Raw genomic sequence first — 13,469 nt, 5'->3', positions numbered from 1 at the left:
CCGAAAAGGCATCCCTCCCGCCGCACTGCATGCCCAGGACGAGTTCCGATGCCGGAACAGTCTCGCGCTGGCGGCGGTTGAGCTTCTGCAGACGCGCCTCGGCCAGCGCCATGATCTGTTCGATCATTTCGCCGAAACCGTTATTGGAGTCCTGCAAGCGGTACAGCCAGGGTTCGCTGAGATCGACCGATGCGTCGCCCTCGTGCATAACCTGCTCGGCCTGCAGCTTTTCGCAGCCAAGGCTGATGACCAGCGCTTCGCCGCCCAGGTTGGGATTGCGCGCCAGGTTGCGAACGGTGCGAATCGGGATATAGGCATCCTTGGCGTTGATCGCAACGCCGCAGCCGTAGCTGTGGGTCAGCGCGACCACATCGTCTACGTTCGGGTACTTGGGCAACAGCTCCTTGCGGATTCGCGCAACCGCATGATCCAACACGCCGGTCACGCATTGAACGGTAGTGGTGATGCCGAGCACGTTGCGCGTACCGACTGTTCCGTCGGCGTTGCGGTAACCCTCGAAGGTAAAGCCCTCAAGTGGTTCGAGCCGCTGCGGGACGGCGTCGGCCATCGGCAGGCTGTCGAGAGGTGGCGCTGAGGGCATGCGCAGTTGCGTTTCCTTGACCCAGGAGCCTCTCACTATTGGCTCGAGCGCATAGCCGATAATCTGGCCGTAGCGGCGCACGGGTTGGTCGATAGCGATATCCACCAGCGCAACCTTGTGGCTTTGCGGCACCGACTCGACAGTGACCAATCCATCTTCGAACCGGGCACCGGTCGGTACGCCACCATCGTTGACTACCACAGCCACGTTATCCGCCTCGTTCAGACGGATGTAACGCGGCGAATCTTGATGCTGAATCAGTTCCACGGTTTCGTTCATGGTTTTCTCCGGTTCACTCCGGTTGTTCTGATCTGGTTCGTTCGCGGTCGAGACCGCTCCCACAAAAGTACAGTGATGCCGATTGTGGGAGCGCTGATGCCTACACCGCCCGTGGGGGCGGTCTCGACCGCGAAGCTCTCCCTACCCACCAAGCGCTCACAGATAGAACCCTGAGCCTGAAAGGTGGATTGCCTATGCGATCCACCGCTGCGGCGTGCAATTTCATTCGCGGTCGAGACCGCTCCCACGCGGTACGGTACGTTTTTTGTGGGAGCGGTCTTGACCGCGAAGCGCACAGGTCAACGCACCAGGCACGGTTTCTTGTTGTTGAAGGTCCACTCCGGGATCAGGTACTGCATGGCGATCGCATCGTCGCGCGCGCCCAAGCCTTTTTCCAGATACAGCTCATGGGCCTTCTGCAGCGCATCTTCGTCCAGCTCGACGCCCAGACCCGCCTTGGCCGGCACAGCCACCTTGCCACCGACGATCTGCAGCGGCTCGCGGGTCAGGTACTGACCGTCCTGCCAGATCCAGTGGGTGTCGATGGCGGTGGTCTTGCCCGGTGCGGCGGCCGCCACGTGGGTGAACATGGCCAGGGAAATGTCGAAGTGGTTGTTCGAATGTGAGCCCCAGGTCAGGCCCCAGTCGTTGCACATCTGCGCGACGCGCACCGAACCGCTCATGGTCCAGAAGTGCGGATCGGCCAGCGGGATGTCCACGGAATTCAGCTGGATGGTATGGCCCATCTGCCGCCAATCGGTGGCGATCATGTTGGTCGCGGTCGGCAGACCGGTGGCGCGGCGGAATTCGGCCATCACTTCGCGACCGGAATAGCCGTTCTCGGCGCCGCAAGGGTCTTCGGCGTAGGCCAACACACCGTGCAGGTCCTTACACAGATCGATGGCCTCAGCCAGCGACCAGGCGCCGTTGGGGTCCAGGGTGATGCGGGCATCGGGGAAGCGCTCGGCCAGCGCGCGGATTGCCTTGACCTCTTCGCGGCCCGGCAGCACGCCACCCTTGAGCTTGAAATCCTTGAAACCGTAACGCTCGTAAGCCGCTTCGGCCTGACGAACGACGGTCTCCGGCGTCAGCGCTTCTTCGTTACGCACGCGGAACCAGTTTTCGCTGGCGTTCGATTCGTCGCGGTAACCCAGATCAGTCTTGTTGCGATCGGCGATGAAGAACAGATAGCCAAGCATCTCGACTTCGTCGCGCTGCTGGCCGTCACCGAGCAATGCGGCAACCGGCACGCCAAGGTGCTGGCCGAGCAGGTCGAGCAATGCCGACTCGATGGCGGTAATGGCATGAATGGCGATGCGCAGGTCGAAGGTCTGCAGTCCGCGGCCGGCGACGTCGCGATCGGCGAAGGCCTTGCGCGCCTGGTTCAGCAGCGCATTGAAATTGCCGACCGACTGCCCGACGAGGATGGAACGGGCGTCTTCGAGGGTCTGGCGAATGGCTTCGCCACCGGGGACTTCGCCAACTCCGGTGTTGCCGGCGCTGTCCTTGAGAATGAGGATGTTGCGGGTGAAATACGGACCATGGGCGCCGCTCAGGTTGAGCAGCATACTGTCTTGTCCTGCGACCGGGACCACTCGAAGCTCAGTGATGACCGGAGCACCATGATTCACAGAATCGTTCATATGCGTCTCTCTTTGTTCTTATGGTCCGCGTTGCGGTTCAACGATCTGTTTGCCGCGGGCGCGAACTGCCGAGCCGCCAAACGACTCGAACGAGTTGCGCGCCATGGAGCGGCTCGGCTGATCAGCCGATATAGGTGGTCTTCACCGTGGTGTAGAACTCCTGGGCATAACGCCCCTGCTCCCGCGGGCCGTAGGACGAGCCTTTACGGCCACCGAAGGGCACGTGGTAGTCCACGCCAGCGGTCGGCAGGTTGACCATTACCATCCCGGCACGGGAATGGCGCTTGAAGTGGTTGGCGTATTTCAGCGAGGTGGTGCAGATGCCGGCGGACAGGCCGAACTCGGTGTCGTTGGCCATGGCCAATGCTTCGTCGTAGTCCTTGACCTTCACCACGTTGGCAACCGGGCCGAAGATTTCCTCGCGGCTGATGCGCATGTCGGCGGTGCTGTCGACGAACAGCGTCGGCGCCAGGTAGTAGCCCTCGGTGCCGCAGCTGACACGCTCGCCACCGACGGCCAGGCGTGCGCCTTCCTGCTTGCCGATCTCGATGTATTTCAGGTCCTGGTCCAGCTGGGCCTGGGACACCACCGGGCCAACATCCACGCCTTGCTCCAGGGCTGAACCGACCTTGATCTTCTTGATGCGCTCGATCATGGCTTCGACAAAACGGTCGTAGATGCCTTCGGTCACGATGATGCGGCTGGAGGCGGTGCAGCGCTGGCCAGTCGAGTAGAACGCGCTCTGGGTGGCCAGTTCGACCGCTGTGTTGAGGTCAGCGTCATCGAGGATGATCTGCGGATTCTTGCCGCCCATCTCCAGCTGAACCTTGGCCTGACGGCCGACGCAGGCCGCCGCGATGCCGCGGCCGACGCCCACAGAACCGGTGAAGCTGACGCCGTCGACACGCTTGTCGTTGACGATGACTTCGCCCACTTCACGGCCCTTGCCCATCACCAGGTTGAACACACCCGCCGGGAAGCCCGCGCGCGAAATGATTTCCGCGATGGCCCAGGCGCAACCAGGAACCAGATCCGCCGGTTTGATCACCACGCAGTTGCCGTACGCCAGCGCCGGCGCGATCTTCCAGGCGGGAATGGCGATCGGGAAGTTCCAAGGGGTAATCAGACCGATCACACCCAGCGGTTCACGGGTGACTTCTACGCTGACGCCGGGGCGCACCGACTGCAGGGTTTCGCCCGCCTGGCGCAGGCACTCGCCGGCGAAGTACTTGAAGATGTTGCCGGCACGAGAAACTTCACCGATGGCTTCCGGCAGCGTCTTACCTTCTTCGCGGGCCAGCAGGTTACCCAGCTCTTCGCGGCGCGCGAGGATTTCCAGGCCGACCTTTTCCAGAGCATCGGCACGAGCCTGGATACCGGACGTGGACCAGGCCGGGAACGCCTTGCGGGCTGCGGCGATGGCGGCTTCGACCTGCGAAGCGTCCGCCTGGGCGTATTCGCCGATGACATCCGAAAGGTCGGACGGGTTGATGTTGGCCTGGTACTGCTTGCCAGCTACCCATTGGCCATCGATGTAGTTGTCATAACGCTTTGCTTCTGCCACGGAATCTCTCCTTCGTAATGACCGCCAGCTCGGGCAAGCCGCAGACTGACGGTTGGGGCGAATGATTAACGGGCCAGCTTTATAGAGCGCCATCTTGCTTTTGGATCAGGGCGGCGAGCATTTCGTACTCGTCTGGACGCAGATCGGTCAGCGGTGCGCGAACAGGGCCGGCGTCGTAACCCACGATCTTCGCACCCGCTTTGACGATGCTGACGGCATAGCCTTTACACCGGTTGCGGATGTCGATGTATGGCAGGAAGAAATCATCGATCAGCTTGCCAACGGTTTCGTCATCGCCACGAGCAACGGCGGCATAGAAGTCCATGGCCAACTTCGGTACGAAGTTGAAGACGGCCGATGAATAAACCGGTACACCCAGCGCTCTGTACGCCGCGGCGTAGACCTCGGCTGTCGGCAGGCCACCAAGATAGGTCAGACGTTCGCCCAGGCGACGCCGGATGGAAACCATCAGCTCGATATCACCGAGACCATCCTTGTAGCCGATCAGGTTCGGGCAGCGCTCGGCCAGTTGCTCGAGCAACGGCGCAGTCAGACGGCACACGTTGCGGTTGTAGACCACCACACCGATGTTGACCGATTTGCACACCTCTTCAACGTGCCGTGCGACGCCTTCCTGGCTCGCTTCGGTCAGATAGTGCGGCAATAGCAGCAGGCCTTTGGCGCCGAGGCGCTCAGCTTCCTGAGCGTAGGCGATGGCCTGGCGAGTCGGACCGCCGACACCAGCAAGGATCGGAACCTGGCCTGCACAGGTGTCCACGGCGGTCTTGATGACGTCCGGGTATTCCTGCGGGGTCAGTGAGAAAAATTCGCCCGTGCCGCCAGCCGCGAACAAGGCAGTCGCGCCATAAGGTGCCAGCCACTCCAGGCGCTTGATGTAGCCAGCACGGCTGAAGTCGCCCTGCTGGTCGAAATCGGTAACAGGAAAGGAGAGCAGACCAGACGAGAGGATGGCCTTCAGTTCTTGTGGGTTCATTGTTTGAGCATCCTGTGAAGCTATCGGTATTGAGGAAGGGGCCGTAGCCTTGAGATACGTTATCGTACAACTACAAGGCGCGCTACCGGTTTTAACGAATTTCTTCCGCTCCTCGCTCGCATCCGCAGAACAGGGCTCGCCGCGGGGTAGCTGTCACCTCGGCAGCGGACTTGGCGAAATGCGCGCAGTACAAAAAGCATCGATGAAAGCCAGGACAACCGAAACCCCGCATCGACCGAGCGGTCACACGGGACGATTTTTATGTTTCCGTCGTTTGACAACCACCCCATGCACTGATAAAAATCCAGTCAAGTCATACGACAACGTATGACAAAACAAACAGAGCTTAAAAAGCCATGCCTCATTCCGTACCGCTGCCCTGTAGCGCCCCTCTCATCCACCGTATTGCTGGTACGTCGATCCGCTTGCGGTCGTGAAGACACCCTGGCTAACCGCCCGATCGCCCCACTCTGTTCCAGGCGCTGCATGCGAGGGTTTGGCTGACGCTCACCCTTCTCTGCCCCGTTCATTGAGCTCACAAGAACAACCAGGAGCCCGCGACTCGATGTCAGATCTCAACGCAAATACCCCTGTCGTGACCCGGATGCAGGTCATCCCCGTGGCGGGCTACGACAGCATGCTGCTGAACCTCTGCGGCGCCCATGCGCCCTATTTCACTCGCAACCTGGTGCTGCTCGAAGACAGCACCGGGCGTAAGGGAATCGGCGAAGTCCCCGGCGGCGAAGGCATCCGTCAGGCACTGGAACGCACCAAGGGGCTGGTCGTCGGGCAACAGGTTGGCCGCTACAACCGCATACTCAACGCCCTGCGCCAAGCGATCGCGGGCGGCTCGGCGAAAGGGCCGCAAGCCACTCAGCATGAGGTGACGTCCGAAGCCGAAGCCGCGGTACTCAGACAGCCGCACGAGATCAACCTGCGCCTGGACAACGTCATCACCGCGGTCGAAGCCGCCCTCCTCGACCTGCTCGGCCAGCATCTCGACGTACCTGTCGCAGAGCTGCTCGGCAGCGGCCAGCAGCGCGACAGCGTACCAATGCTCGCTTACCTCTTTTATATCGGCGACCGCACCCGCACCGACCTGCCTTATCTGGCTGGCACTGGTTCGGCCGATGACTGGTACCACCTGCGCCATCAGGAAGCGGTGACACCAGAATCCATCGTCCGGCTCGCCGAGGCCGCGGCTGAGCGCTACGGCTTCAAAGACTTCAAGCTCAAGGGCGGCGTGATGCGCGGCAGCGAAGAGATGCAGGCCATCGCCGGTATCAAGGCGCGCTTTCCGGGTTCGCGCGTCACGCTGGACCCCAACGGCGCTTGGTCACTGGCCGAGGCCATCGAGCTTTGCCGCGGGCAGGGCCACATCCTGTCTTACGCCGAAGATCCCTGCGGCCCGGAGAACGGCTACTCCGGTCGCGAGATCATGGCCGAGTTCAAGCGCGCCACCGGCATTCCCACCGCCACCAACATGGTCGCCACCGACTGGCGGCAGATGGGCCACTCGCTGCGTCTGGAAGCCGTCGACATCCCACTGGCCGATCCGCACTTCTGGACCATGCAGGGCTCGGTGCGGCTGGCGCAGATGTGCGAACAGTTCGGCCTGACCTGGGGATCGCATTCGAACAACCATTTCGATGTCTCACTGGCGATGTTCACCCATGCCGCGGCCGCAGCGCCGGGCAACATCACGGCCATCGACACCCACTGGATCTGGCAAGAGGGCCAGGAGCGTCTGACCCGCGAGCCACTGCAGATCGTCGGCGGCGCGGTGCAGGTGCCAGACAAGCCGGGCCTCGGTGTCGAGCCGGACATGGACCGGATCATGGCCGCCCACGAGCTTTACAACAAGGTCGCCACCGGCGCCCGGGACGATGCCATGGCCATGCAATACCTGGTGCCTGGCTGGAAGTACGACCCCAAACAGCCAAGCCTGGGCCGTTAATAACCAGAAAAGACACAAACGAAGCGCCGCAACCCAACCACGGAGAGACCCAACAATGAAAAAAGCTATCAGCGCCTCCCTTGTTTCCGCCCTGTTGGCCACCGCAGTCAGCGGTGCCTATGCCGCCGAGACCGAGTGGCCGACTCGCCCTGTGCAGGTCGTCGTGATCGCCAACGCTGGCGGCGACACCGACTTCAACGCCCGCACCATGGCCAAGTACTTCACCAAGATCACCGGCGAAGCGATGGTCATCACCAATGTCGCCGGCGGCGGTGGCACGCTGGCGGCCGAGCAGGTCAAGCAGGCCGACCCGGACGGCAACACCATTCTCTTCACCCATACCGGCCAGCTGATCGTCAACGAGGTCGCCGGCCTGACCGAAGACAGCCTCGATGCGTTCGACATTTGCTGCATCGCCGGCGTCGATAAGGGCACCGTGTTCGTAGCGTCGAAAAGCTCGGGCCTGAAATCGCTGGAAGATCTGATTTCCAAATCCAAGGCCGAGCCAAGCAGCGTCACCTACGGCACGGAAATGGGCAGCTATTCGCACCTGCAAGGCCTGATGTTCGAAGGCCTCACCGATACCAAGCTCAAAATGGTCGACGCCGGCACCGTATCCGAGAAAGTCGTCGCCCTGCTGGGTGACCGTATCGACCTGGCTGCCATCAGCTACGGCTCGGTGCAGGACTACGTGACGAGCGGCGAGATGGTTGCCCTGGGCCAGCCCAACGAAGAGCGCAACCCATTGCTCGGCGACGTACCGACCTTCAAGGAGCAAGGCGTCGACTTCGTCATGGAGAAGCCTTACGTCGTTGCGTTCCCGGACGGCACCGATCCGGCAATTATCGAGAAGATGTCAGGCATCGTGAAACAGATCACCGAGATGCCTGAATATGAGGAGGAGCTGCGCAAGACCTTCAAGCAGCCGGTCAGCTATTTCGATACCAACCAGTCGATTGATCGCCTGACGAACACCCGCGAGAACTTCATGAAATACAAGGACGAATTGCGTCAGAGCAAGTAATGCCCGCAGCATGATGCCGGGCGCCGCCGCTGCGCCCGGCAGCCTTTCCTCTGAATCGAGAGCTGTCCCATGGATACCTACAAGAAAAAGGAGTTACTGGTCGGAGCCCTGATGCTGGGCGCCGGCCTGTTCTACCTGTTCCTGACCATCAATCTTCCGCGCAAAGGCTTCATTGACGCTTCCACTGTTCCGTACGTCTTGTCCGTCGGGCTCTGTCTGTTGGGCGTATTGCAACTGCTGACCGCAAACCGGGCGACGCATCCGCCCGTCGATGCCGATGCCGACCCCTCTGCCGGAACGCCACCGGATTACCCAACGGTATTCAAGACCCTGGGCCTGATCGCCGTGTATGTCGCCCTGCTGCAAAAGGTCGGCTTTCCGATCATGACCGTGCTGTATCTCTATGCGCAGTTCATCGTGATTACACCGCGCGAACAGAAGATCAACCACATCACCTACATCGTCATCGCAGTCGTCACCTCCGCTGTGATCTTCTTCACCTTCCGGCAGGGCTTCGATCTGATGCTCCCGACCGGCTTTCTGAAATTCTAGGAGGCGGCCATGTTCGAACTTCTGCAGGCCGGTTTCGGTGCGGTTTTCTCGCCCTATATATTTATCCTGATCACCCTTGGCGTCGCGGTCGGCATCGTCTTTGGCGCCGTCCCCGGGCTTTCGGCGACCATGGCCATCGCCTTGTGCCTGCCACTGACCTACACCATGGGGCCAGCCGCTGGCTTGTCATTGCTGGTCGCACTGTTCATTGGCGCGACCTCCGGCGGCTTGATTTCAGCCATTCTGCTGAAGATTCCGGGTACGCCCGCCTCCATCGCCACGACGTTCGACGGCGGGCCGATGATGGAGAAAGGCGAAGGCCTGAAGGCCCTGGGCGTCGGCGTGGTGTTTTCCTTCATCGGCACCGTGCTCAGTATCGTTGCACTGATGTCCATTGCGCCTTCGCTGGCCAAGGTCGCCTTGCGTTTCGGGCCGCACGAATATTTCTCCATCGCGATCTTCTCGCTGACGCTGATCGCCACGCTGTCCACCGGATCGCTGCTCAAGGGCATTTATGCCGGGACCCTGGGTTTCGCGTTTTCCACCGTGGGTATCGCGCCGGTCGATGCCATTCGCCGCTTCACCTTCGACTCGCCCAACCTCAACGGTGGTTTTGCGATGCTCACGGTGATGATCGGCATGTTCGCCGTGGCTGAGGTAATCAAGATCGCCGAGACAGGCAAGGCTGCGCATAAGAGCAAGATCGCGTCGGTCAGCATGAAGGGCGTCAAGGGCTTCGGCTTCTCCCTGAAGGAGTTCTTCGGCCAGATCCCCAATGCGTTTCGCTCTTCGCTGATCGGCATCGGGATCGGCATACTGCCGGGTATCGGTGCGGGCACATCGAACATCGTGTCCTACATCATCGCCAAGAAGCGCTCCAAGCACCCCGAGCAGTTCGGCAAGGGGGCCGTGGACGGTGTGGTCGCCAGTGAAACCGCCAACAACGCAGGCATCGGCAGCGCCATGATCCCGCTGATGACGCTTGGCATTCCCGGCGACACCGTGACGGCGATCCTCCTCGGCGGTTTCATGATCCATGGCATCCAGCCGGGCCCGCTGCTGTTCATCAGCCAGGGCGCGCTGGTGTACACCATCTTCGCGGCCCTGATCCTCGCCTCGGTGATGATGTTGGTTCTGGAGTTCTATGGACTGCGCATCTTCATCAAGCTGCTGGCCGTGCCCAAGCACATCCTGCTGCCGATCATTCTGGTGCTCTGTGTGGTGGGTGCGTTCGGTCTGAGCAGTCGGGTATTCGACGTCTGGACCATCCTGCTGTTCGGCTTGATCGGCTATGGGTTCGTCAAGGGTGGTATGCCAGCGGCGCCATTCATCATCGGTTTCATCCTCGGTCCAATGGCCGAAACCAACCTGCGTCGCGGGCTGATGCTATCTGACGGTCACTTCGCGGGCTTTCTCACCAACCCCATCTCGGCGGCCTTCCTGGCGCTGGCCCTGCTGTCGGTGCTCTGGCATCTGTTCAGTGCACTGCGTAGCCGAAAAGGTACTGCGGTCAGGCTGCAAGAAACCTGAGGCAGCTGTGCCTGGCGGACGACGGCAGGCTTTGACTACTGCAGCGAGAATAAGACCGCGCCCGAAGGCGCGGTCTTTCGTTCAGGCGCGCTTGCCTGATTTGGTTTACAGCCAGCTCGCTATCTGATCGCTCGGGCTGAAGGCAGGTCTGCTCGGGTTGGGGTTCGCGGAGTCGCAAGCGGCCTCAAGGGTCATCATACAACCGGCCGAAAGTTCGACGCCGCAGTAATTCAGCTAGCGCGCAGATCCAGCATTCGACCTTAGTGGTATGTGATTGCATCGTCTTGCCCATTAGCTTGATGTCCGAAGTGACGCTCTATCCGCCTGTAACCCAGGCAGATCGCGGCATTGCTCGACGGCTTCGCGCTGATTTCAGAAGCCCATCGGGCGATGTCATGACATAAGAAAGATCCGGCAGGCGGGTTGACAAGATTGTGGGTCGGCAGAAATAATCGACCAAAGTCATCCGACAACCGATGACACCAAAAACAATAAGCGATGGGCAGATCACAATGACAAGCACGACGACCGCTCACACACCCTTCAACCGCCTCCTGCTGACAGGCGCTGCAGGAGGATTGGGCAAGGTATTACGCGAAACGCTTCGCCCCTACGCCAACATCATTCGCCTCTCCGATATCGCCCCGATGGAGCCCGCGACTGGCGAGCACGAAGAAGTGGTGCAGTGCAATCTTGCCGACAAAGCCGCTGTGCACACCCTCTGCGAAGGTGTCGATGTGATTGTGCATTTTGGTGGCGTCTCGGTAGAGCGTCCTTTCGAAGAAGTTCTCGACGGCAACATTCGCGGTGTATTTCATATCTACGAGGCAGCTCGCAGGCACGGCATCAAGCGTGTGGTCTTCGCCAGTTCCAACCATGTCATCGGTTTCCACAAGCAGACCGAAACCATAGACGCCAGCGCCCCGCGTCGTCCCGACAGCTATTACGGCCTGTCCAAATCCTATGGCGAGGACATGGCAAGCTTTTACTTCGATCGCTACGGCATCGAGACCGTCAGCATCCGTATCGGCTCATCGTTTCCAGAGCCACTCAATCGCCGGATGATGGCCACCTACCTGAGCTATCGCGACCTGACCAACCTGATCGAGCGCTCGCTGTTCACCCCGAACGTGAAGCACACCGTTGTCTACGGCGCCTCGGCGAACCGTGACCAGTGGTGGGACAACCACATGGCCGCGCACCTGGGCTTCGAGCCCCAGGACACGTCAGAAGTGTTCCGCGAAAAAGTCGAACAGCAACCACCCTATGCGCCCAATGATCCAGCCCTGATCTATCAGGGTGGCGCCTTCTGCGAAGCAGGTCCGTTCGAAGACTGATTCCCGCCACGCCGCGAAAACAATAAAGAGAATCGCCATGGCAAATTCAGCAGAACTCCTAGTCGATGCACAAAACGCAACGGGCGAAAGCCCGGTCTGGGTGGCCTCTGAGCAGGCGCTCTATTGGGTCGACATACCCAACAAGCAGCTGCTTCGCTGGACGGCTTCAGATGCTTGCGTGACACGCTGGACGGGCGATCAGATGATTGCCTGTATCGCTCGCCGCGAAGGTAACGCCAATCGTTGGGTTGCCGGTATGGAAGACGGCATTTTCGAGATCATCCCGCAGAGCGACGGCACCCTTGGCGCCACTCGCCTTGCTGGCGTGCAGCATGGCGCTGGCAACATGCGATTCAATGATGGACGCTGCGACCGCCAGGGCCGGTTCTGGGCCGGCACCATGGTCATGGATATGGCCGCTGGAACTCCGGCGGGCGCGCTGTACCGGATCGATGGCTCGACTGTTGGCGAATCACTTGAGGCGCATCTGCGAGATTTCATCGTGCCTAACGGGCTTGGATTCAGCCCCGACGGACGTACGATGTACCTTTCCGACTCGCACCCCAGCGTTCAACGCATTTGGGCCTTCGATTACGACACTGCGACCGGCACGCCCAGCAATCGCCGGCTATTCGTCGACATGAACCAGCACCCCGGTCGTCCCGATGGCGCCGCAGTGGACGTCGATGGCTGCTACTGGATCTGCGGCAACGATGCCGGCCTCATTCACCGTTTCACCCCCGACGGACGCCTCGATCGCTCGTTGCAAGTGCCGGTGAACAAACCAGCCATGTGCGCCTTCGGTGGCTCTCGCCTGGACACGCTGTTCGTCACATCCATTCGCCCAGGCGGTGATCTCTCCGATCAGCCTTTGGCGGGCGGTGTCTTCGCCCTGCAACCCGGCGTCGCCGGGCTGGAGGAAGCGCGCTTCCGCTAACGCTTCACCACCAAGGACAGGTCCGCAGTTGCCCTGCCTTGACGCTCGCAACGCTGCATACCAACAACAAAAAGATGGAGATCCACATGAACTTCAAACGCAAGTTGCTCATCGCCGCCCTGCCCCTTGCCTTCTGCCTTTCCGGCACGGCACATGCGGCCATGACCCTGAAGATCGCCGAGGTTCACCCGGCCGGCTACCCGACCGTCGTCGCTCAGGAAAACATGGGCAAGAAAATCGAAGAAGCCACCGATGGCGAACTCAAGTTCCGCATGTTCTCGGGTGGTGTGCTGGGTTCTGAGAAAGAAGTCGTCGAGCAGGTGCAGCTCGGTGCGATCCAGATGACCCGCGTCAGCCTCGGCACACTTGGCCCGGTGATTCCGGAAGTGAATGCCTTCAACATGCCATTTGTGTTCCGCGACCACGAGCACATGCGCAAGATCATCGACGGCCCGATCGGTCAGGAGATCCTCGACAAGATCACCAACTCCGACTTCAACATGGTCGGCTTGGCGTGGATGGATGGCGGCGTGCGTAACCTCTATACCAAGGAGCCGGTACGTAACCTCGAAGATCTCAAGGGCATGAAGATCCGCGTGATTGGCAACCCTCTGTTCATCGATACCCTCAACGCCATGGGCGCGCAGGGCGTAGCGATGGCTACTGGCGAGATCTTCAGTGCCTTGCAGACCGGCGTGATCGACGGAGCAGAAAACAACCCGCCAACGATGCTTGAGCACAACCACTACCGCGAAGCCAAGAACTACACCCTCACAGGTCACCTGATCCTTCCTGAGCCGATCGTCATGTCCAAGACGACGTGGAACAAGCTCACCCCCGAGCAGCAAGCGACCGTTCTGAAATATGCCAAAGAAGCGCAGATGGAAGAGCGCGAGTTGTGGGACAAGAGGACCGAAGAGAGCGTTGCCAAGCTGAAAGAAGCTGGGGTGGAGTTCATCAAAGTCGACAAGAAGCCGTTCTACGAAGCGACCGCTCCGGTCCGTGAGAAGTACGGCGCGCAGTTCGCCGACCTGATCAAGCGCATCGAAGC

The 13,469-nt window shown here is 60.6% G+C and carries 11 protein-coding genes; 7 read left to right on the top strand and 4 right to left on the bottom strand.

Features of this window, described 5'->3' with window-relative positions:
* From PSTU_RS0100485 to kdgD, 4 genes are all read right to left on the bottom strand, one after another.
* On the bottom strand, positions 1–868 hold an 868-nt coding region (locus tag PSTU_RS0100485), incomplete at its 3' end, for a UxaA family hydrolase (RefSeq protein ID WP_029404535.1).
* A gap of 311 nt (positions 869–1,179) precedes the next feature.
* Positions 1,180–2,523 (bottom strand): glucarate dehydratase, encoded by a 1,344-nt coding sequence (gudD, locus tag PSTU_RS0100480; protein ID WP_019339086.1) that lies wholly within the window; start codon positions 2,521–2,523, stop codon positions 1,180–1,182.
* Positions 2,524–2,644: 121 nt separating this feature from the next.
* On the bottom strand, positions 2,645–4,087 hold the full coding sequence (locus PSTU_RS0100475; protein WP_019339085.1) for an aldehyde dehydrogenase family protein: 1,443 nt from the start codon (positions 4,085–4,087) through the stop codon (positions 2,645–2,647).
* Positions 4,088–4,166: 79 nt separating this feature from the next.
* Entirely contained in the window at positions 4,167–5,081 is a 915-nt protein-coding gene (gene kdgD / locus PSTU_RS0100470; RefSeq protein WP_019339084.1) for a 5-dehydro-4-deoxyglucarate dehydratase, read from the bottom strand.
* Between the two features lie 565 nt (positions 5,082–5,646).
* Between kdgD and PSTU_RS0100465 the strand changes: the two genes are divergently transcribed.
* From PSTU_RS0100465 to PSTU_RS0100435, 7 genes are all read left to right on the top strand, one after another.
* Positions 5,647–7,038, top strand: a complete 1,392-nt coding sequence (locus PSTU_RS0100465; protein WP_019339083.1) for an enolase C-terminal domain-like protein — start codon at positions 5,647–5,649, stop codon at positions 7,036–7,038.
* A gap of 55 nt (positions 7,039–7,093) precedes the next feature.
* Complete coding sequence (locus PSTU_RS0100460; RefSeq protein WP_019339082.1) at positions 7,094–8,062, top strand: tripartite tricarboxylate transporter substrate binding protein; 969 nt, start codon at positions 7,094–7,096, stop codon at positions 8,060–8,062.
* A 69-nt stretch (positions 8,063–8,131) separates the two neighbouring features.
* On the top strand, positions 8,132–8,614 hold the full coding sequence (locus PSTU_RS0100455) for a tripartite tricarboxylate transporter TctB family protein (RefSeq protein ID WP_019339081.1): 483 nt from the start codon (positions 8,132–8,134) through the stop codon (positions 8,612–8,614).
* Positions 8,615–8,623: 9 nt separating this feature from the next.
* Positions 8,624–10,144 (top strand): tripartite tricarboxylate transporter permease, encoded by a 1,521-nt coding sequence (locus PSTU_RS0100450; RefSeq protein WP_019339080.1) that lies wholly within the window; start codon positions 8,624–8,626, stop codon positions 10,142–10,144.
* A 512-nt stretch (positions 10,145–10,656) separates the two neighbouring features.
* A complete protein-coding gene (locus tag PSTU_RS0100445; protein ID WP_029404534.1) occupies positions 10,657–11,481 on the top strand; it encodes an NAD-dependent epimerase/dehydratase family protein in 825 nt (274 codons plus the stop codon).
* A gap of 37 nt (positions 11,482–11,518) precedes the next feature.
* On the top strand, positions 11,519–12,418 hold the full coding sequence (locus PSTU_RS0100440; RefSeq protein WP_019339078.1) for an SMP-30/gluconolactonase/LRE family protein: 900 nt from the start codon (positions 11,519–11,521) through the stop codon (positions 12,416–12,418).
* An 86-nt stretch (positions 12,419–12,504) separates the two neighbouring features.
* A partial coding sequence (locus PSTU_RS0100435) for a TRAP transporter substrate-binding protein (protein ID WP_019339077.1) occupies positions 12,505–13,469 on the top strand: 965 nt, incomplete at its 3' end.

Source organism: Stutzerimonas stutzeri SDM-LAC, assembly GCF_000235745.1.
GTDB lineage: Bacteria > Pseudomonadota > Gammaproteobacteria > Pseudomonadales > Pseudomonadaceae > Stutzerimonas > Stutzerimonas stutzeri_H.
This window is presented reverse-complemented; position numbering and strand designations above follow the sequence as displayed.